This window comes from Candidatus Nitrosopelagicus brevis (assembly GCF_000812185.1).
In the GTDB taxonomy this organism is placed as follows: Archaea; Thermoproteota; Nitrososphaeria; order Nitrososphaerales; family Nitrosopumilaceae; genus Nitrosopelagicus; species Nitrosopelagicus brevis.
Map to the genome: position 1 here is coordinate 1,156,026 of NZ_CP007026.1, position 20,950 is coordinate 1,176,975.

The window sequence follows — 20,950 nt, forward strand, 5'->3', positions numbered from 1 at the left end:
TTAGACATTATTTCATGTCCTCCTTATCTTTATCACTAAACTCTGATTTTCTAGTCCAGTCTCTTTTACGCCTGCGTTCTGCATGGTATTTGTCCCAGTCTATACCTCCATTGGGTTTTCTATACTTCAAAATGTCAATATCAGTAAATTTGTCTAAAAATTTATTTTTGATTTTATCTTTCTTCTTTTCTAATTCATCCCAATATTCCGTTAAATTCCGTTTTTCTAATTCCCTATCTATTTCGGATTCAAAGTTTTCCATTTCCTTTAGAGATCTACAAAGGTCTGAACTGGTAAGCTTTGAAAGAGCTTTACGTATCTTTTCCTCATCAGTAGTTTTATCGTAAGGTGCACCTGCATATTTTGATTCATGGTCTTCATATTCACAATCATCATAACCAAAACGACCAACTGCACCATGACAAATAGAACATTTTCCAAGAAGTATTGGTGATCCTGGAGAAAGTTTATCTCTAATTTCTGCACCAACACTATGAAATTTTGCTTCAGATGATGAAGATTCTTTTAATTTTGTAATAACAACTTTGTCGCATTTGAAACAATAAGCAGGACCATTAACAATCATTTTCTTCCTCACCTACTAAATGATAATAAAAAGAGAGCCAAGTTTGTGCGGCTTCTCTTTCTCTTTGACTTAATCTTCCAAATAATTTTCGTGTTGCATCTTTAATCCGTGAATCATCTTGTCTGCAAGATTCACAAAATTGTTCTTCCTTAACGATTTCAGAATCCTCATTTTCTGTCTTTAATTGTACTCTACATTGATTACAAACTCCAGTTTGTAGACTAGTTTTACTTGGCTTAGACAGTGTGCACTTGCAATTTTCACAGATCAATTACATCTCCACCTCTTGACGTATCTTAGAAAAGCAATCTAGACAGAAACAACTCAATAAATCAGCATAATCTACTTCATCACCACCTAGAGCTAACCCACAATCTTTACAGTGCAAATAGATTGGAACAAAATCAACTTGATGCCAATCAGGATTATGCATTGGCCACTTTTCAACTCTGGCAGGAGTTTTTGGTCCAAATCCAATCTGGATATAAGAGATCTTCTCGCCTCTTCGAATCTGTTTTAATGGTAATTGATGAATTTCCCATAGCTCATCAGTGTGTTTGAGCCCATTTTTACTACAAAAACCACAAATCTGTTTTTGTTGATGTGATTCCCATAGCTTTTGACTGTGTTCTTCACTATCTTTATGACATATTTGGCACATACTCATTTCTTACGCACCTCAATTGGTAACACAAATGCCACATCGGCACCTTCTTCACCAAGATAATAGACACTAACTATTGCGATTCGTTTTAGGTGAAAATCTATTATGGCATTTCGCTCATAATTTATTTTTTTATCCATTACTTACACACCTCACATTCAGGATGAACTTTTCTAAATTCATCCAAAATGAAATTTATTTCATCAAGAAATTCATCTCTGTGTTTAACAAAAACTTCAACAGTTCCATCTTCTGCTGCAGATATGGTAACTAGTTGTCCAACAGGTTTACCAAGAACATCTTCAACTAAAAGTGAGTAAGCAGCTTCTTGTAAAAACCACTTTTTGCAATAAACTTCTTTCTTCTTTGTTCTAGAAGACTTGAAATCTATTATAGATAAAACACCATTATATTCAGCCAATACATCTAATTTTCCAGCAAAACCATATTTCTCAGAAATCATTGGAAACTCCATGGCCATAATATTATCAATTTTATTTAATTCTGATTTGACATTTTGGAACATTGAGTAAACTAGAAGATTGTTTTCAAATTGACATGTACATTCGTTTTTTAAATAAGATTCACATATTTTATGAAATAAATTACCTCTTTGTATTGCATCATGTAATGTCTTCTTTGCTATATCTTCACCAACTCTTTTCCTCCATCTATCTAATGAATCATGATCAGTAGCCAATACTTTCAAAATAAAAGAAATGGAGTGGTATACTCCAGTTCCATTACTGTACATTCTACTCCCATGAATATTTTGTACAGTTGGTTCTGTGTACTCCACTCCTTGAGGGATCGAAGTGTGGGTGAATTTTCTACTGACCATTTGCACCCACCGTTCTGTTGTGTTCCTGAATTTCCATCTCAAGATAAGACTCTGGTATGTAACAAGTCTCCAATGAGACCCCATTGCCTAATTTCCAATCGACTTCAATTCTAGGAGTTTGGATTTGTAATCCATTTTCTGCAGAAACTATTGATTTGAGCACAGGTAGAGACTTTGCAGTATCTATAGTTGGTCCAGGTATTTCTAAGACAAGAAATGAGTTTCGAGATAATGGTGGTTGATTGAAATCAACAACCATGAAACCTCTATTCACATATTCTTTCTTAGCATATTCGACCATCCTTCGCTTTTGAGCAACAAGCTCTTGACGTGTGATTGATCGAGGCTCATCTTCCCAATTCAATGGATTCTGGTTATTTTCTTTGTTCACGGTTATTCTTAACCGAAGCATCTTAAAAACTCTTTGGCAATTTTTTTTCTAATAATGGGTAAATTAATTTCACAATGGTTAGGCACAATCTAGGCGTGAAAGTGAAATTATTACATTGATCGATGCTAATTTCTCCATTTTTTGGTTATTTCTGACTAAACACTATAATGTTAGTTATTTTCTTAAGTAATATGGTAGAAAAAAATGATCAAATTGAAGGAAATGGTAGACTATTTGAGCTCTTTTTAGAAAAAGAGGTCTGGACCATGCTAGAAAAATTGGTGAGAAGCGGAACATATGATTCTGAAAAAGAGGTTATCATTCAGGCCATAAAAAATCTCCATGAAAGAACAAAGGCAAGAGAAAATGGGAGTAAGGGTGAAATGTCGGAATCTTTGTCAACTGATTTAAAACAAATTTACGGATTTGATTTTGAAGAAAGAAAAAAATTATACTGGAATGAAAATAAGAAGATAGTCAGATCACCTAGATACTTGTTAAAAATTCTCCCCGAATTTAGTTTACCACATTTAACAGAAGTTGAACAAGAACAGGATGTAAAATTAGAGGTATTTGATGAAAAATTAGCAACACAAAGACAACTATATGGTAGTGAATCAATTGGACTAAATTGGTATTTTAATAATCGTATACTTCCAGTCAAACTAGCAGCAATTGTACTTATTCAAAAAATAAATAAAGAAGAAAATGCTTGGATAGAACTTGACGAATTAAAAAAGGACTTTCTAACATATGTTAAACAATTTGATTTTATAATAAGAAATGTAATAGATGAATTAAAAGATATAATTTCAACATTTCCAGCATCATCTGGAGATAAAAACTTTGAAAGAAAAGAAGGAAGATTCGCACATACATTTGTTGGGAAATTAGTTAAAAAGAAAGAAAATAAATTGTATGATACATCTGATGGGCACTATCTAACTGGCGCTCTATTTGAAATGGGATTAATCAAAGCTAAGAGAGTTGTTAAAAAGAGATGGGGTAAAACAATGACAGGAAAATCATATAAAAATATAACAAATATTGTTTATGTTTCTATAACAGAACTTGGATTAGAATTTGCTGGATTAAACAATCCATTATTAGATTTTTTTGATAAAGTAGAATTAGCTGAAGATAATCAAGTATATACTTATGAGTGGGATAATGATGCACCAATTTTTTCACATGAAGAACAAAAATTTTACCTTGATAAGATTTTACCAAAATTTGAATTTGAACATAGTTTTGTGGACGAAATGATATCTATTGGACGTTTTGAGAAGAGTGGAGACATAAAGGAATTATTTGAGAGACAATATTTGGAATGGCTAAAATTGAATTATCCTCAAGATTATCAGGAACTTACAGGCAAAGATGATAGAAAACTGAGTGATTTTGTGAGAATGCGCTCATTAGTAATAATGTCCAGATTAGTCGAATTAGGCATATTTGTTAAAGAACCAGGCTCAAAATTCGGACCATATTATCTAAGAGATAAATGAGAAAAGTGATTTTTGAATCAATAAGAAATGGCTGATGATGGAGGTGAACAGGATGTTAGGAATATACTTGATCATTCAGAATTCACCTTTGAGAATAGACTTTACAAAATAATTACGAATGCAAAACCATATCCTGAAACTAAGACTGATTTTTACATACTTGCAAGAGACCTAGATGATGAAACAGAGAGAGAATTCAAGATATCGTACAAAAAACCATCATATTCTTTCATTGAAAATAAGATACAGCCACATAGGATTAGAATGATCTATGGTGAAGATTGGTCAGAGATTCTAAAATCTCAAATATCTCAAACAAACACCGAACAAGAAAACATTCATTGGATGAAGAAGAGACCCAATGAACATCTAGTTGATTCTTTCAATAATTTTCCTGTAATTGATTTCAATAAGAAAAAAATCGTGCTTGGATGGAGATATGAGATTGAACAATTAGATGCACCAAAAACAGGAACTAGATTACATTCTGGAATGATTGAACAAGACATATCATCACAAGTTTTTTGGGGAGAGGGTTGTAGCGATGAAATGCGAGATGCTATAGTGAATGGCGATATAATTCCAGATAGTGGAATTCCAGATTTTATATTGATTAGAGACCCAGAAGAGATTCAAAATGCAAATGATGTATTCAATCATATCGAGGATATCAGAGAACACGCAAGAGAACATAATGAAATGCGTGCAGGTTTTATTACTCAGAACAATAGATGGAATGAAAACGGCAACCGTTGGAAAACGGAAGGACTTTCTCGTGCATTTGCAGTTTGGATAAAATGGAATGTTATAGATGGTAATCTTAGAGGAAGACCTGTGTTTAATCATCCACTTGAAAGAACATCTGGAGATGTAATACAGAATCTCAAGGATTGTCTAGAAGAAATGGATATTACATATGAATCAAATTTTGCTTTTGAATTATTACGAGATTGTCTTACGGAAGATACAGTTTCAATAGGATGATTTCTTACCTTTGTAATACGGCATGATGCATTCTGCTACCTTTTGCATCAATAATGGTGGAACCGCATTTCCAATTTGCTTGTAAATTGAAACCACATCACCAGAAAATGGATGATCCTTTGGAAATCCTTGGATAGCAGCACACTGTCTCCAAGACAAACGAACCAAACTTTTTGAGATATCTTTTTCATGTTTCTTTCTAAATTCCGCCCACTCACTATCTTTTGGTCTATTTTCACCTGTAACATCTACATTCCACATTTTCTTTGAGGATGGGTGTGCAGGAACTTGACTAGCTTCGGCAGGAATTGTAAAACTTGTTTCATTCCATTTTCGAATTCTATTTCGAGACATGTATCGTGATGAAAAAAAGTCCTTGCGTTTTCCTTTTGCTTCTCTAAAAACTTCATCATCTTTTAGTGGGATATCTTTGATTCCAAATTCTTCCATTGTGACATATGGTTTCAAACCTTTTCCATGAGTAGGTTTTGGGAATTTAAACTCAAAATTAATGTCTTTTCTGACACCAACTATGATTATTCTTTCTCTATCTTGTGGTATTCCAAAATCTTTTGCGCTGTGTAATTGGTAACTGACATTGTAACCTTTTCCAACCTCAGATAATTCTTTGATTATCGCTTCTGCGACCTTTCCAAGCTTTACAATTTTACCATTATGGAAATATTTTGCTTTACTTTTCTCACCAATTGTAACAAGACCTTTTACATTTTCGCCGATAAAAAATTCAGGATTTACTAGAGAAATTGCTCTTTTCAATTCTTGATATAGACTGTTTCTTTTGTCTTTTACCTCTCGTGGTCCTGCAAGACTGAATCCCTGACATGGAAAACCACCAGTTATGACATTTGCATTTCCAAAATTTTTAATTTTTTCAACATTTCCCTTATGAACAATTTTCTTTCCTGAACCATTCTCAAACCTACTCCTTAGTGTTTCACAAGCATCAGGATTGTTATCATTTGCAAATACTAGATCAAATCCTGCAGACGTAAATCCAAGAGAATCTCCTCCTCCACCTGCAAAGAGTGTAGCAACGGTTGGTTTTTTCAAGATTATACATATTGTATTCTAATTGATTTTAAATTATCCGGGGCGTTTTGTACACCACTTTACATCACTTTTCTCTTTCAATAATTGATGCAACTAACTGAATCATCATAGTAAACTCCTCAATGTTTCCCTTACAGATTTCCAACATCTCGTCTCTCTCAGGCGAGGCTGGCTGTTTTTGTACATTCTCAACTATTCCTGTCTCTCTAATACGATTAGTCTCAAACCATTCCTGTAACATCTTCAAGTCATTAGCAGAATCTTCTTGCATGAATGTACATTTCACTCCTAGCTAAATAATCTTCATTTGAAATACCTATAACCAAACCATGCATACACAATGATGGAAGAGCTTTAGTAATTTTCTTGTAAAAGAACTGAAACTACTGTCTCTGCTCACATTTTTTAAAAAATATTTGATAGCAAGAGCTTGCTAAAGTTTCTAAAAAACAAAAAGGGACCGCATTTTTGTTAAAGGTTCTAGATGAGTGCTTCTGCTTTAGCCTTATCTGAACCACATATTCTCATAACTGTGATACCTGTTTCAGAAGATGTTCCTTTGATAGCATAACGTCCGTTCTTTAGTTGGACTACTTTAGGATCCTTAATCTCTACTTTCTTTCTGGCCTTCACATCATATGCTTCTACCATGATATACGACAGCCCGAATAGTATTTGAAATAAAATTATGAGGGAAAGTTATCTTAGAGCTTTAATTTATTCACACATTTCGAGTTTTGTTATATATGATTATCAAAAAGGTGGTAAATTCAAACAAATATCCTGCTTTTCCCATCTTTTACAATTTCATAGAACAAGTTTGAAAAATCATCATTTATTTTTTAATCAAATTTTGATGCAAAATAGCAAATGATGGATTCATCAATTTGTGAGTTTTGTAAGAAAAAACAAGCGACAAAATCTTTTCATTGTAACCATTGTCTAAAACCACACAAAATTTGTATGTCTTGCATTTTAAAATACAAAACAAAAATGAATCTACGCAAAGTTCACAAGAATACTATCTTTGATAGTAACTTGGAAAAATGGGCATAGAGAAATCTAGAGAAATATCCAATATTGTAATCTCTGATGTTTAGTTTTTTGTAGGATCACCGCTAAGGATGTTCAAGACATGTTCAACAACGTCTTCTCTTCCACCTTGATTGTAGTCTTCCCTTACAGGATTTGAGGCCATACTGACAAAAACCAAATGATTTTCTCCTGCAGGAAAAGTCATTCGTGTTAGCTTTTCAAATGCTGCTACAGCATATTGCCCTTGACCAATTTTTGGGGATAGTTGTTTTCGTGCCTTCCATGAAGTTGCTGCTCGTTTTAGCGATTCAGATGTTTCTTCATCGCTAAGATAGTTACGAATTCCATCTCTATGCATTACTGCTTTGATTTCTCCTTCCGTATCAGCTACAATGCAGTTTCTTATGTTTGAATCAGAGTCCATTATTCGTTTCATGGTTGCATCATATTGCATGGGATCGTATACGTCACCGTGAGATTTAGGTTTTTATCACTGGTCATGCTAGCACAATCGTTGATTCCATGAACACGCAGTTCATGGGTGGGAGAGAGATTTCGGTTTCTCTTCCACACTAAATTTTACTGACTAGTCTGAATGTACAAAATTACACAAATAGTAACAAACATTGAGATTATTGCAATTCCACGAAGATTAACAATTTTGTTTTCCTCGTCTTCAGACATTATTTCTTCCAGCCCGAGGTCCAGTTTTTCAAAGAACATTTTGCTAATTCACTTCTAGAGTGTGCTTTTAGTTTGCGTCCACACTTTGGACACTCCATGTTCATGTATTTGCTCATGTGTTAGTTACGTCATCGACTTGGATAATCTTTTCTTTTATCAGATACTGTAAGGCTTGTAACAGTTCCTTTTCTGAAATGCTGTCTTCGGCATACCAGACAAAGATGTTTCTAACCCAGTCAGGAATCTTACTTTGCTCACCTATTACACTGATAGTAGTTTCTGCAGTCTTGTGTGTACAAATATCTCGATGTATCTCTCTGCACATACTCATTATGTTCACTAGATAATCACCAGATGTATCATCATCAGACAGTTCAAACGGAAACTCAAACTGTCCATTAGAGTCACTAGTCAAAAAGAAATCAGAGATAACTGTTCCATTTGGATTTGATATCTTTACACTTAGTAAAACATCTGATGTTGCTGCATCATCGTATTCAACCCAGCCTGTTATGGAAAGATCATCGCCAACTGAATATACAAAATTGTCATCAATTGTTAAGATTGGCTGTGATACGTGAGTTGAATATGCATTTTCAACACCAATCACCATAATAGCTGCAATAGCAAATAGAACAAAGATTTTCATCATAATTTACTCTGATAAATCAAATAATTTAAAGATGGAAACGGCTTTCACCTTTTTCAAAGCTACTCACCATCTCCGTAACCACAACGGTCTAGCATAGACCGCTGACTGACGAAGACAGTGATTAGATTAGGTCAATTATCATATTTTAATTTAATCAGGATCCGCTAATGTTAGCAGTCAGATCCATGAGGTATGCGATGATGAAATTGACCACCTGAAAGCCACCAAAGCCCACGGCAAATCCAATTACAATTTTCTTTGGTAATGAAAGCTTGTTCCACCAGGAGAGAGTCTTTTTTGATGGGGTAGCGCATGACGCACAATAATCTCCATGTTCGACTATCTTTATGCCACATTTTTGACAGAACATACCATTTAGTATCCCATACTCAAATTAAGAATTTCGAGAATGTGCCTGTTTTTTTCGCATACTATATTTAGAGTAAAATCATAATTGAAACATGTCAAAGTATCAGAATCAGCCAATGAACGTAAACTTTGGTAAGGCTAAAGGAGTAGTTTTAGGATTAATTGTTTTAATTATCATAGGAGTAATGGTTGGTTCTGCAGTATCAATTGTAGATGCAGGATTTAGAGGCGTACTACTCCACTGGAATGCTGTAGATTTAGTTGATCCTCCACTAGAAGAAGGACTGCATTTTATTGTTCCATTCCAAGATTCAGTTATTCCACTTGAGGTTCGTACCTTAAAGTATACAAAGTCGACAACGTCGGCATCACAGGACTTGCAGACAGTGTCAACTGAGATTACAGTAAACTATCATCCGGAACCAACTCGTGTTAACTATCTATACAAAGAAGTTGGTTTAGACTATGAGAATCGTATCATTCAACCAACTGTAGAAGAGGTTGTAAAACAGGTAACTGCGAATTATAACGCTGAAGAGTTAATCACAAAAAGACCGCTAGTAAAACAAGACATTCAAGATGAGATTACTGCACGTCTTGCTGACTTTAACATTACAACTGAGATTGTATCAATTACAGACTTCCAGTTCTCAGTATTATTTGCACAAGCAATTGAATCTAAAGTAGAGGCAGAACAACGCGCACTACAAGCAGAAAATGATTTGAAGAGAATTGAGGTAGAAGCAAGACAGTTTGAAGCACAATCATTTGGTATTGCAGAAGCAAATATTGCCGAAGCAAAAGGTGAAGCAGAAGCAATTAACATTATCAACCAAGCACTTGCAAACAACCCATACTATCTAGAATGGCTCAAGATTCAGAAATGGGATGGAATACTACCGCTAGTTACTGGTGGTGATGGAGCAACTCCATTTATTGAAATTCCAACAGATAACAGACCTTAGTTCTTCGGTCTATCTCGTAAATTATCGTACATTGACAAGAATTGATCAGGTTCGTTTCGACGATAATGTTTTGCTAAGCGTCTAATCTCTCCATCAGAAAGTGTTTCACCTTTCATTTCGTTGAACTCTTTGATAATCTCATACTGTGTTTTTTTGATGTTGTACCTTTTCAAGGTGTTATTGATTGAGCTGTTTGCCAGGATGTCAAAAATCACGTATCTATACACCAGATAGCCAGATATTCCTAAAATTGCGACTATTGAGATTGGAATTATCCAAGCATATACCATACCTATCTTTGGTAAAAAGAGTATTTCATTGTTATCAGAAAGGTTTTAGTTTGAATTAAAATTGATAATTTCTATTGGTTTGCACGCCAACAGGAGATTAATTTCTCTGCCTGAAGAGACGACAAACGTTGTCTTTTCAGGATTTCTTGTATTACAAAAGAGTGATTCTAAATAGGCAATGTGTGTTGTATTATTTGCTGATGATTATAGATTAGACGAGGTTCTCTCTGACTTCCTCAAACAGTGATGAGATAAAGTTCATTTGAACGCCGAATTATGAAGCAAGAAAATTTTATTGGAAAAAAATTGTATAATAATTGCATAGGATTTTAAGCAAAAAACGCATCTTTTAATCATGAAACATTTTGCTCCATTGATTGCAGTTGCTTTTGTTTCATTGATTACCCCAGCATTTGCTGAGATGAACATAGATGTGGTAGTTGACGGCTTGAATAATCCATGGGAGATGGTTTTTGCACCAAACGGAGACATTTACTTTTCAGAAAGAGACGGACGTGTATGGAAAATTGAAAATTTCGGAGAGGCCAAAGTAATCCAAACTTTCCCAAAGAGCGGATCATATGAGGGAGGAACGCTTGGTCTTGCCTTAGATCCAAATTTTGAAGAGACCAAGAAAATTTACATTTACCAGACAAATTTAGAACTTGAATTTTTTCAAAACAAAGTTTTTAGCTTTACAGTTGATGGAGATGAACTAGTAGATATGCAAACGGTAATAGATGACATACCAGGTGCACCATGGCATGATGGCGGTAGAATTGCGTTTGGTCCTGATGATAAACTGTACATAACAACAGGTGATGCAGTTAATCCCGGATGGTCACAAGATCTTTCATCACTGGCAGGAAAAATTTTAAGAATTAATTCAGATGGAAGCATACCTGATGACAATCCATTTGATTCAAGTGCAATTTTTTCTTATGGTCATCGTAATCCACAAGGAATTGCATGGAATGAAGATGGAATGCTTGTATCATCAGAGCACGGACCATCTGGAGAAATGGGATACGGTCATGATGAGATTAACGTAATTGTAAAGGGCAAAAATTATGGGTGGCCAAAAGTTGTAGGTGATTCATCTGATGATAGTTTTGTAAATCCAATTATTCACAGCGGCGAGCAAACGTGGGCTCCAAGTGGAATGATATTTTACAATTCAGATAAAATTTCTAGTTTGGAAGGAAAGTTTTTGGTAGGAGCGTTAAGAGGACAACATCTGATGGTGTTAGATGTTGCAAATGATGGTTCGTTAATCAGTGCAGAAAAAATGTTTGAAGGTGACTTCGGTAGAATTCGAACAGCGCAGATTAATTCTGATGGAGTTTTGTATTTACTAACAGCAAATGGAGACAATGATAAGATAATTCGTATCTCTGAAGCACCGCTAGAAGAAGTAACAAAATTTACTTCAAGTGAGTCTGGTGATAATCTAGCTATAGTATATGCAATAGTTGGAATTGTTATTGCAGGAATTATTGCCGTTATTGTAATAAAACGAAGAAGATGATTATTCTCCTTCTAATTCTTTGACTTTAGCAAAACAGGTTTCAGCTTCTACATCTTGACCCTTGTGCTTCAAAAGTTCTGCTTTGTTATACCATGCATCTGCGTAACCAGGTGATACCTCAATTGCTTTTTCATAACTTGATAATGCATCATCAAATTTTTCTAATTGTGTCAATGCAACACCTCGATTGTACCAAATAAGAGAATCATTAGTATCAATTGTTGCTGCTTTATCATAACATGTTACAGCATCTTCATATTTTTCTAATTCTACAAGAGAAATTCCTTTGTTTAGATAAGTTTCTGAAGTTTCAATAATTTTTAGAGCCTTGTCGTAAAATTCTATGGCCTCTTTATGTTCATCATAATCTGCTGAAAGAACCCCTTCATTTACTAGAGCTTTTGCATCGGCTTCAGTTAATCCCATCACGATTAATTATCGTAATTTTAGATAAGCATTTCTAAATCTTCTTTTTGTATTTTATTTTTTGACAGTTATGAGGTCTGCCTGTATTCCTGTCAATGGGAATGAATTTTCCCTCTTCTGTTTTAAAATCCTCATCAAAGTAAATTTTCTTTCCACACCCCTTATCACAATTGTTAAGTTTTTGATTTGAATAATCTGAAAATTTTATTCTTTTCGGAAGTTTTTCTTTGTCACATGTGGTGCAAAATTCACCGTTCATTCGGTCGTTACATGTAGGACAAAATTTCATTAGTTCTGAGGATTATAATCATGATTAATTTTATAAATTAAAACTGCTGACATAGCTCCTTGTTGTTGACTGTAGAAACTTGGGGATGCATATACTAAATAGAATGGATCACTTTCAGGATCTTTAAATTTTAAATCATTAACATAAACAGGAATTAGACCATTCTGATATACATCAAATGCTCTACCTGTACTAGGTTCAACATACTTGTATATTGAAAAAGGAGTTAACAATCCGAGTGTACTGTTTTCCATATAATATGGAGTTGGAGTAATATTATCATTTTCAATCATTTTAGAAACTGGATGATTAGAGATTGCGGTAAACCAAGTTTTTTTACTTTCATCACCTCCACCTTCAAGAGTATAGAAAGGTACGTTAGAATTTTCTGAATAGAATCTTTCACCAGCAATGTAGATAACAACATAATCTGCATCCATTCCTTGTAAAATTGGATGGCAACTTCGTTCAGGAACACCTAACTCTTGTGCTTCTTTTTTGAATATTTGTTTGCATGACTTATCAAATGTCATTTCTAATGTAGGATCTTTAATCATTCCCCATAATTTTATATTTTCTTGACCAATATACTGTGAAACATCCTCAGTATAATGCGATTTTAGTATATGCCATGAATTTTCAGGAGTTGTAATTAATGCATAACCAATTTTTTTGATTTGCCAATCAATTAGTGTTGCATTATCAGCTAAAGTTGTACGTTCACTTAAGGTAGTAATCCAGTATCCATAATCCCACCATGATGCAATTATTGCATCTTCAGGAGTATTTTGTTTTAACCATAATGTTGCATCTTTCCAGTCATTAGATGAAAAATTGGTGAATGAAGAACCGCCATTTAGTATAGATGGCGTGAAGTCAGCCCATGTTAACCAGTTATTATTTTCAGGCATAGTCATAGGTATAATGAATAAAATAATAATTACAGCTGGAAATATTATCTTTGTAAAGTTTTGTTTATTCTGTTCAAATATTTTTTGTGTTAAGATTGTTAATCCAATAGAACCTAAAATTATGATTCCAACAGATGCAAATAATTCTAATCTAATAAATGCCGAACTAATATAGATAGCAACAATACTACTACAAATAGCAAAAATTCTCATGTCGGTTTTTAGATTAATTGTTTTTTTGGAGAAAAGAAACCATATTCCAATTACAGAAAAAATAAGAAAAACCGACAAAAATGTAAATGATAATGATAAACTTGTAGTCATATGTTCTGCAACTGAATCAGTCAAAGTATCCTGGGTAGTTAAGAAAGGATTTACAGCGTTAAGATATCTAAATGAAGGTAACCCAATAATTCCAGAACTTGCTATACCTATACCTGATGTGACAAATGAGATTAAAACTATTGCACAATTACGAATTTTTGCACGTTCACTACTAAATTTCATAACAATACCTGCAATAATTATGAATATTGTTGGAAGTAAAAGTGCCAATCCAGCGTAACCAATTATGAAGGTAGTTGTTCTTTCAAATACTAAAGAAAATAATATTACTGATGTTGAAAATGATGGAGCTGCCCACATTATGAAATTATCTTTATTTTTAAAGAATGGTAATGAAAAATAGAATAATACAATAGGTATAACAAAAAACAGAATTCCACCCCAAGCAGATAATCCTAACGATAAAAATAATCCAGCTATGATTAATTTAATTAAGGATATTTTTCCTTTGTTGAATTTTATTCCTGAAACAAAAAGGTACATTGCTATGAATGCAAAAAATAAACCTAGTGGTTCGGATTTAAACCAACCAATTAATCCTCTTGAAAAAATTGGAACAGATACTGAAAAAATTAATGCTGCAAATAATCCAGCAGTAGTTCCACCTAAAACACGAACAAATGCAAAAACAACAATTGCAGTTAATGAACCAATAACTAATGGAAAAAGTATTGTGAAATTATAAAGAGATGAACCAAAATTGAAAATTGGATACAGAAATGCAGCTGTAAGATGAAGTGTGACTTGTGATGTTTCAGATACATTTCTGCCGAATGGATGCCAAGTTTTTTCGTCAATCCAATTAAAATAAGCATCAGTTCCATTATCTAAAATGTATTCAGTTGCTCTAAAATTAAAAAATGGATCAAATTCAAATAATTCAAAACCGTATGAGCTAGGACCAGAGCGAATTAACATTCCAATTGAAACGGCAAGGACTAGTACTCCAATTACTAGTAAGTGTTGTAATCTAAAATCAAAAGTACCAACTGTAAATAATTTCTGATTAGATACCATGATTCAATTCAATTTTGATACTTATTTACAGTTTATTGCACTATGGCGCAAAAGTACCAGTCAATTTGGCCTCGGCAATAATGTGACCTTTCATTGCATCTTCTAATTCCTGTTTTGAAAAACCTTCTTTCAGTTCTAATTCCGTATCTAATGCATATGCTTTGAAGACGTACGTGTGTCTTCCATCTGGAGGTGCAGGTCCACCATAACCAATTTCATCAAAATCAGTTTTACCTTCTACTGGAGAAGATTCAGTTAGATTATGATATTGTAACCAATGAAGCCAAACTTTCCCTACTGCACCCATTGCATCTGGATCGTCCATGATTAATGCCAACGTTGTTGTGCTAGATGGCGGACGATTAAATGAAATATTTGGTTCTTCGTTTTCAAATTTGTAACCAAATTTCTTTGGAATTTCTGCTCCTTCATCAAAATCCGAACAAGTGATAGAGAAATCAGACATAATTCATTAAACTATTATTTTTAAAATAAAGTTTTCTAGTTCTCAAGTACAATCTTATCATTATGAATAGATAAAATTGAACTTCCTGATTGTTTAATTTTATTTTTCAGTTCTTTGTCCATTGTAGCTACAATACTTCTATTTTCTTTGATAAAATCAAGAATTGCTGCATCAGCATTACTGCCATCAATGTCATTTGTTTTAAAATTTTTAATAAAATCTAGTGTTTGTTCTGAAATAATTTTTTTATCTGGATCACCTGCAAGATGTTCTAATTCTTTTTTAACAATTTTAGGAACAATGAAGGATAGAGTACCAATTTCCGTCTCTATAGAATCAATATTTTTTATTCTATGAGTAGCAAAATGAATTAAAAAACTAGTATCAGAGATTACCTTAACCAATTATTCCAGCACCGATTAATCTCCATCTATCAGCGATTCTTCTACTAATTGCAACATTACTTTTTTCAAACAAACATGCAGGGCGTCTTAATGTTACTTCAATATCAGTTTCTTTGACTTTTGTAACCTTTCCAGGAATTGGTGCAGTACCAATGTTTAGCCTCAACATCTCACCCATGTTAATTGGAGCAATTTTTTCATTACTTGCAGAACCAACTGCTGAATCAAACAAACTGACCTTTAGTTTTGCAACATCAGAATTTTCTGGTAAGGCATCAGGCTTACCAATCACAGAACCAATGAATGAATCACCACGTGTTAGATTTGGATCAAGTTTGGTTCCAATTGCAACCAACCCACCAGGTTTAACATTGTCAACCGTACCTGCACCAGTACCTAAAGAAACAATTTCAGTGATTAACGGTTCATAATTTTTTTTCTTTTCATTTAACAATCCAGGTTTAATTTCAATTTCATCACCAATGTTAAATTGACCTTCAGTTAAACTTCCTCCAATTACTCCACCTTTGATATTTGTAATTTTTGAACCAGGTTTGTTAATATCAAATGAACGTAAAACATGCATTACAGGAGATGTTTTAGTATCATGTTCTGGTGTTTTTATTTCAGTTTCGATTGAATAAATGAGTGCATCTAAATTTAGATTAGCTTGTGCAGAAACAGGGATTACAGGAGATTTTGCTGCATTTGTACCTTTGATGAATTTTGAAATATCAGAATAATTACTCATTGCTTCTTTGTACGTGATTAGATCAACTTTGTTTTGAACTACAACAATTTGCTTAATTCCTAATGTTTGAAGTGCTAAGAGATGTTCTTTACTTTGCATTTGTGGAACTTTTTCATTTGCAGCAACTAGTAAAATAGCACCATCCATTAATGCAGAACCAGACAACATATTTGCCATCAAACTTTCGTGTCCAGGACTGTCTACAAAACTAACTACTCTACTTAGTTCTCCTTCCTGTTTACAATTCGGGCATTTAGGTGATGTAGAATAATTTGTTGGTGGTTCACAATCAGGACATTTGTAAAATGCTGCATCAGAATAACCGACTCGAATTGTAATTCCTCTTTTCAATTCTTGACTATGAACACTAGTCCATTTTCCTGTTAGTGCTTGAATTAAACTAGTTTTTCCATGATCTACGTGACCAGCAGTACCAATATTCACACATGGTTGATTACCATATTTTTTTACGTACGAGTCAGGAAGTGAATCTTTCCAATGCATAATAAAATTACAAATCGAGAGTATGTTAATTTATGCATTAAATTTTGATTATTGGGATTTTTTACTCATCATTGGCAATTTTCCTTTCTTGTATAGAATTCCAATAATTGCTCCGATAATGACTACTGCTGCAATTGCACCCATTGGAGAATCTCCCTCTTCTGTATCTAGTATAGACAATGCGGAAACATCAATGGTTGTATCATATGATAAAATGTGTTCTTCTCTCATAGAATCTTTGTATCTAACTTCAATTGTAATGTCATGCTCACCAGTTAGCGATACACCTTCAAAATCAATTGGAATGTTGAATGGAACAGGACTGTCAGGCTCTATTTCATCAATGTACTGTGTTGATTCTTTAATGTTAGAGTCTCCTCTTGCTTTTAGAGTAACAAATCCAAACAATCCATCACTATTTCCTTCATTTAGAATTTCACCAATTACTGTTTGTTTTCCAGATAAATCAATTACCTTAACACCATAAATTGATGGATCAACTAATCCATTAATGTAAAAGTCAGTAACTCGGGTAACAGTTTCTAATTCACCATGAGCATCATAATATGATATTGTCATAGGAAGATGTAATGGTTCATTTTTGACCGTTTCTGGAACAAATACTTTCAATGAAAATGTTACAGATGATTGTGGAGGAATTGTTCCAACATCCCAATGTGTTTGATCAAAGATTACATTTTCTAAATTCGTAACAGATGATGAAGTAGATGCAACAGATGTTTGATCGTTCTGTAAAACAATATCTACATTATTCAATGGTGCACTACCTGCATTTGAGATTTCAATTACCACATCATTATTTGTAATTGATGTTAGAGCCCCAGAAATAGGTCTGAGATTAACTATACTATCACCAGTTAGTTTGAATGTGAAAGCAAAGTTTTCACTTCGCTCACCAGATTCACGTAATCTTGAAAATGTAAGGTCAATAGTTCCAGAATAATCTTTGATAGGTGCTTTGTCTGAAACATCAACAAAGAATGTTAAAGCAAATGTATTACCAGCTGAAGCTTTTTGATCATTGTCAGCCATCATGGCAACTCCTCTTCCACTAGGAGATTGGTATGCCGCAGGAAGAGAAAGTTTTCCTTTGATTCCAGTGATATCTTGTGTTCCCACATTGCTCATTATCACTGTAAATGGAACATTTTTGTCACCTGGTGCAACTTCAATTTTATTTCCTTCAGTTCCAAAGTATGCATCTAGGAATTTTATACTAATCACAAAGTCTCTTAATACACCTAGAGGTGCATCAGCTGGACCAAGTCTTTCTCCAAATGATAAAGGAGTGAGTGAGCTTACCATCAAAAATCCTAAAAACACTATAACGAATTTGTTCATGCAGTTATCTCCATTGTAGTTTCTTCTTCACTGAATGCCTTACCATCTTTAATTGTAATTATTCGGTCAACATCTGGGAATTGGTGCTTATCGTGTGTAACAATTATGAAAGTTTGATTCAATTCCTTGGCCATTGTTTTTGCTAGTTTTACAACTTTTCCAGCTGTCACTGAATCAAGATTTCCTGTTGGTTCGTCAGCCAAAACTATGGTTGGGCGATTTACTAATCCCCTAGCAATTGCAGCCCTTTGTGCTTGTCCTCCAGAAATTTTGTTAGAACGTTTGTGGATTTGATCCTCTAATCCAACTTTAATCAACAAATCAGTTGCATTTTGGCGTACATCCTCAGAACTTCTCTGTATTTGCTGTGGAAGCATAACATTTTCTAAGACGGTCAAATCAGGAAGTAAATTAGCAAATTGGAAAACAAATCCTAATTTTTCATTTCTATATTGTGAAACCTGCCCATCATTTAGAGTGGTAGTTTCTTTTCCATCTAAAATTACTTTTCCACTTGTTGGTTTGTCCAGAAGGCCAATCATGTTTAGCAATGTAGATTTTCCTGAACCTGAACTTCCAACTATTAGAACAAATTCTCCACGTCTAATACTTAATGAGACGTCATCTAATGCCTTTACCTGAGCGTCACCCTCACCAAATATTCTTGAAACATTTTGTAGTTCTAAAACAATATCAGACATTTCTCATAGCCTCCACTGGTTGTAGTTTAGTCGCTCTATAAGAGGGATATATTGAAGCAAGCATTGCTAAGAAAAAGGCTAAAAGTGCGGTTTCTGCAATTTTTGGCCAGTTATAATTTACCTCAAGTGCTAAACTTCCCCCGAATTGCATATTGGTTTCTTTTGCATATGTTGTATATGCTAATCCTATTCCGGTTCCTGCACCTGCACCAATTGCACCAATAATCATTCCTTGTAAAATAAAGACCATTAGAATATCCTTTCTTTTTGCACCAATTGCACGCATGACACCAATTTCTCTAGTTTTACTATTTACAAGCATCATTTGTATAGTAACAATTGCAAAAGCAGAAGAGCCCATTCCAAAGTATCCAATTAGATTAATCATTGCAATTCCAGAACGGAATCCTTTGAGTGTTGCCTCAGCAGATTCTTCAATTGTTTGCGCTTTTAGATCATCATTTGCATATGCGGCTAGGAATTGTTTTCTAATATCAAGTGCTGCCTCTGGATTTTTCTCATTAAGTTTTACAAAGATAGAATTTGATTCATCTGGTCTATCAAGTAGACTTCTCAAACTATCAATGTGAATTATGACACTAGTATCAAATCCTTGTCCACCAGCTGTTTTAGAAATTCCTGTAACTACAAATCTTTTTGATTCTTCTTCTCCTCCTTGGTTTGTCATAATTAATTTAAGATTATCACCAACTCTTACACCACCAAGATCTTCTGCAACAGTTTCACCGACTACTATTGAATTTCTAGCATAGACATACTGACCTTCACTAATTGTTGTATGAATTTTTGATGCAAGAATATCAGATACAGGTTCTACACCTACTACTGGAACATCAAATTCTTCATTAAATTTTCCCATGCTTCTAAATTCTATGTCTGCACTGCCCGAAAGCCGGGGTGTCGCGGACTGAACCAACGGTACTCTTTCAAACCAATTTGTATAAACTACATGAGATCTTTCTATTGTTGCTTCTTCTTCATGACTCACAAAGATGTCACCAAATCTGTAATCAGTCATATCACGAATAATTGCATCATAAATTCCCTGAAAAATTACAAAATTAACATGAATTACTAAAATTCCAATTGATACAGCAAGAACAGCACCAATTAGACTACCTCTCTTGTTTGCAAGCATTCTAGCTGCTAGATTAACCCTATAATCCATGTTCTACTATGAAATGTCGAATATATAATACTGATCAGCTATAGTGCTAACATTTAGGACATTATTACCTAAAAAGGCTAGATTTATTAGATTAACATACTATTTACTTGACATATTGGACATTTTAGACATGAAAATTCTCAGTCGATTACTGAATAATTGCAGGAAACCAGATAGACAAATCGGGATGGAATTAGGAATTTCCGGAGGAGCAGTTGGTTCAAGGATTAACAAAATGGAAAAGTTAGGAATCATAGAAAAATTTTGTCTTAAAGTTGAACCACCACTGTTGGGATTAAACATGTTTTACATTGTAGTAAATAGTCAAAACCAAAAAGAAATTATAAAAAATGTAAAGTTAGCTGGAATGCCATTTGCAATTGTTCCATGTGTTGGTGGAATTACAGTTATTGGTGTAATAGTGAAAGAAGATATGCAACAAAAAATTGAGTTGTTGCAGAAATTAATGGAAGATGTACGTGTGATGTCAGTTTTTGAAGCAGATAATACAAAAATTACACATAATCTTACTAGAACAGATTTAGAAATTCTGAATGAGTTAATACAAGATCCTAGAAAAAGAATTGAGCAGTTATCAAAAGATACTGAATTATCAACAAAAACAATTAACAGAGGATTAGAAAAACTACAAAATAACGAATCAATTCAGTTTACACTCATATATGATCCTAGCAAAATTGAGGGTTTCTTATGTTATGCAGTAGTAGCTATGACACAAGAGGATATTCCAAAAATGCTCAAGAAATTTGAAGATGAGTTTGGAGAAGATTATCTAATGACACCATTCTTAGCAAAAAATCAAGTTGTTCTATTTTTGTATAGTGAAAGTATTTTCAAGATGGATGAAATGACAGAAAGAGTGGCTAAAGTAGAAGGAACTATAACAACTGAATTATTTATTCCAAAAAAAATAGATATGCCTGAAAAATGGTTAGAAAAAAGATTAGAAACGCTAACAAAGTCACAAACATTACATCTTTCTCAGGTAAATTAAAA

At 33.8% G+C, this 20,950-nt stretch carries 26 protein-coding genes; 5 read left to right on the top strand and 21 right to left on the bottom strand.

Annotated elements, in window-relative coordinates; genetic code table 11:
* Positions 1 to 7: 7 nt before the first annotated feature.
* The 6 genes from T478_RS06845 to T478_RS07590 are packed head-to-tail and all read right to left on the bottom strand — an operon-like array spanning position 8 to position 2,482.
* Positions 8 to 586 carry a hypothetical protein gene (locus T478_RS06845; protein WP_048106386.1) on the bottom strand — a complete coding sequence of 193 codons (579 nt, stop codon included), beginning with the start codon at positions 584 to 586 and terminating at the stop codon, positions 8 to 10.
* Positions 576 to 857, bottom strand: a complete 282-nt coding sequence (locus T478_RS06850; RefSeq protein WP_048106388.1) for a hypothetical protein — start codon at positions 855 to 857, stop codon at positions 576 to 578. The genes T478_RS06845 and T478_RS06850 overlap by 11 nt, the downstream gene beginning before the upstream one ends.
* Positions 858 to 1,253: a hypothetical protein gene (locus tag T478_RS06855; protein ID WP_048106390.1), complete on the bottom strand. Its 396-nt coding sequence runs from the start codon at positions 1,251 to 1,253 to the stop codon at positions 858 to 860.
* Positions 1,250 to 1,390 carry a hypothetical protein gene (locus T478_RS07670; protein ID WP_160271578.1) on the bottom strand — a complete coding sequence of 47 codons (141 nt, stop codon included), beginning with the start codon at positions 1,388 to 1,390 and terminating at the stop codon, positions 1,250 to 1,252. Before T478_RS07670 ends, T478_RS06855 begins: the two co-directional genes overlap by 4 nt.
* Entirely contained in the window at positions 1,390 to 2,091 is a 702-nt protein-coding gene (locus tag T478_RS06860; RefSeq protein WP_052433940.1) for a PD-(D/E)XK nuclease family protein, read from the bottom strand. The genes T478_RS07670 and T478_RS06860 overlap by 1 nt, the downstream gene beginning before the upstream one ends.
* Entirely contained in the window at positions 2,081 to 2,482 is a 402-nt protein-coding gene (locus T478_RS07590) for a hypothetical protein (RefSeq protein WP_048106392.1), read from the bottom strand. The genes T478_RS06860 and T478_RS07590 overlap by 11 nt, the downstream gene beginning before the upstream one ends.
* Positions 2,483 to 2,673: 191 nt before the next feature.
* Here T478_RS07590 and T478_RS06870 point away from each other — a divergent pair, with 191 nt between their 5' ends.
* Together T478_RS06870 and T478_RS06875 are read left to right on the top strand one after the other, a co-directional pair.
* Positions 2,674 to 3,990, top strand: coding sequence for a hypothetical protein (locus tag T478_RS06870; protein ID WP_048106394.1), 1,317 nt, complete (start codon positions 2,674 to 2,676; stop codon positions 3,988 to 3,990).
* A 27-nt stretch (positions 3,991 to 4,017) separates the two neighbouring features.
* Positions 4,018 to 4,974 (top strand): hypothetical protein, encoded by a 957-nt coding sequence (locus T478_RS06875; RefSeq protein ID WP_048106396.1) that lies wholly within the window; start codon positions 4,018 to 4,020, stop codon positions 4,972 to 4,974.
* Here the strand turns inward: T478_RS06875 and T478_RS06880 are convergent.
* The 5 genes from T478_RS06880 to T478_RS06895 form a co-directional block, all read right to left on the bottom strand.
* The gene (locus T478_RS06880; protein ID WP_052433942.1) at positions 4,963 to 6,045 is read right to left on the bottom strand and encodes a DNA cytosine methyltransferase; all 1,083 of its coding nucleotides are present in this window, start codon (positions 6,043 to 6,045) and stop codon (positions 4,963 to 4,965) included. The genes T478_RS06875 and T478_RS06880 overlap by 12 nt on opposite strands.
* Before the next feature lie 64 nt (positions 6,046 to 6,109).
* Entirely contained in the window at positions 6,110 to 6,316 is a 207-nt protein-coding gene (locus tag T478_RS06885; protein WP_048106400.1) for a hypothetical protein, read from the bottom strand.
* A 209-nt stretch (positions 6,317 to 6,525) separates the two neighbouring features.
* Positions 6,526 to 6,696 carry a DUF5679 domain-containing protein gene (locus T478_RS07760; protein ID WP_177313242.1) on the bottom strand — a complete coding sequence of 57 codons (171 nt, stop codon included), beginning with the start codon at positions 6,694 to 6,696 and terminating at the stop codon, positions 6,526 to 6,528.
* A gap of 445 nt (positions 6,697 to 7,141) precedes the next feature.
* Complete coding sequence (locus T478_RS06890; RefSeq protein ID WP_238573588.1) at positions 7,142 to 7,534, bottom strand: hypothetical protein; 393 nt, start codon at positions 7,532 to 7,534, stop codon at positions 7,142 to 7,144.
* 342 nt (positions 7,535 to 7,876) lie between these two features.
* Positions 7,877 to 8,416, bottom strand: coding sequence for a hypothetical protein (locus T478_RS06895; RefSeq protein WP_048106405.1), 540 nt, complete (start codon positions 8,414 to 8,416; stop codon positions 7,877 to 7,879).
* A gap of 461 nt (positions 8,417 to 8,877) precedes the next feature.
* On the opposite strand from T478_RS06895, the gene T478_RS06905 reads away from it, so the two are divergent.
* A complete protein-coding gene (locus T478_RS06905; protein WP_048106410.1) occupies positions 8,878 to 9,750 on the top strand; it encodes a prohibitin family protein in 873 nt (290 codons plus the stop codon).
* Here T478_RS06905 and T478_RS06910 read toward each other — a convergent pair.
* Positions 9,747 to 10,040, bottom strand: coding sequence for a hypothetical protein (locus tag T478_RS06910; RefSeq protein ID WP_048106412.1), 294 nt, complete (start codon positions 10,038 to 10,040; stop codon positions 9,747 to 9,749). The genes T478_RS06905 and T478_RS06910 overlap by 4 nt on opposite strands.
* A gap of 355 nt (positions 10,041 to 10,395) precedes the next feature.
* Here T478_RS06910 and T478_RS06915 point away from each other — a divergent pair, with 355 nt between their 5' ends.
* Entirely contained in the window at positions 10,396 to 11,568 is a 1,173-nt protein-coding gene (locus T478_RS06915) for a PQQ-dependent sugar dehydrogenase (protein ID WP_048106415.1), read from the top strand.
* On the opposite strand, the gene T478_RS07410 is transcribed toward T478_RS06915, so the two are convergent.
* Genes T478_RS07410 through T478_RS06960 form a run of 9 tightly spaced genes read right to left on the bottom strand, consistent with a single transcriptional unit; the run spans position 11,569 to position 19,933 of the window.
* Positions 11,569 to 11,994 carry a tetratricopeptide repeat protein gene (locus T478_RS07410; RefSeq protein ID WP_052433945.1) on the bottom strand — a complete coding sequence of 142 codons (426 nt, stop codon included), beginning with the start codon at positions 11,992 to 11,994 and terminating at the stop codon, positions 11,569 to 11,571.
* 34 nt (positions 11,995 to 12,028) lie between these two features.
* Positions 12,029 to 12,283, bottom strand: coding sequence for a hypothetical protein (locus T478_RS06925; RefSeq protein WP_146150876.1), 255 nt, complete (start codon positions 12,281 to 12,283; stop codon positions 12,029 to 12,031).
* The gene (locus T478_RS06930) at positions 12,283 to 14,556 is read right to left on the bottom strand and encodes an STT3 domain-containing protein (RefSeq protein ID WP_048106417.1); all 2,274 of its coding nucleotides are present in this window, start codon (positions 14,554 to 14,556) and stop codon (positions 12,283 to 12,285) included. Before T478_RS06930 ends, T478_RS06925 begins: the two co-directional genes overlap by 1 nt.
* Before the next feature lie 40 nt (positions 14,557 to 14,596).
* Positions 14,597 to 15,022, bottom strand: a complete 426-nt coding sequence (locus T478_RS06935) for a YbhB/YbcL family Raf kinase inhibitor-like protein (RefSeq protein ID WP_048106420.1) — start codon at positions 15,020 to 15,022, stop codon at positions 14,597 to 14,599.
* Between the two features lie 35 nt (positions 15,023 to 15,057).
* On the bottom strand, positions 15,058 to 15,426 hold the full coding sequence (locus tag T478_RS06940) for a type II toxin-antitoxin system VapC family toxin (RefSeq protein ID WP_048106423.1): 369 nt from the start codon (positions 15,424 to 15,426) through the stop codon (positions 15,058 to 15,060).
* Positions 15,419 to 16,681, bottom strand: coding sequence for a translation initiation factor IF-2 subunit gamma (locus tag T478_RS06945; RefSeq protein ID WP_048106429.1), 1,263 nt, complete (start codon positions 16,679 to 16,681; stop codon positions 15,419 to 15,421). The genes T478_RS06940 and T478_RS06945 overlap by 8 nt, the downstream gene beginning before the upstream one ends.
* A gap of 48 nt (positions 16,682 to 16,729) precedes the next feature.
* Complete coding sequence (locus T478_RS06950; RefSeq protein ID WP_048106431.1) at positions 16,730 to 18,043, bottom strand: COG1361 S-layer family protein; 1,314 nt, start codon at positions 18,041 to 18,043, stop codon at positions 16,730 to 16,732.
* Entirely contained in the window at positions 18,040 to 18,744 is a 705-nt protein-coding gene (locus T478_RS06955) for an ABC transporter ATP-binding protein (protein ID WP_082008749.1), read from the bottom strand. Before T478_RS06955 ends, T478_RS06950 begins: the two co-directional genes overlap by 4 nt.
* Positions 18,737 to 19,933 carry an ABC transporter permease gene (locus tag T478_RS06960; protein WP_048106433.1) on the bottom strand — a complete coding sequence of 399 codons (1,197 nt, stop codon included), beginning with the start codon at positions 19,931 to 19,933 and terminating at the stop codon, positions 18,737 to 18,739. Before T478_RS06960 ends, T478_RS06955 begins: the two co-directional genes overlap by 8 nt.
* A 115-nt stretch (positions 19,934 to 20,048) precedes the next feature.
* On the opposite strand from T478_RS06960, the gene T478_RS06965 reads away from it, so the two are divergent.
* A complete protein-coding gene (locus T478_RS06965; protein ID WP_048106436.1) occupies positions 20,049 to 20,948 on the top strand; it encodes an AsnC family transcriptional regulator in 900 nt (299 codons plus the stop codon).
* The last annotated feature ends 2 nt before the right edge of the window (positions 20,949 to 20,950 follow it).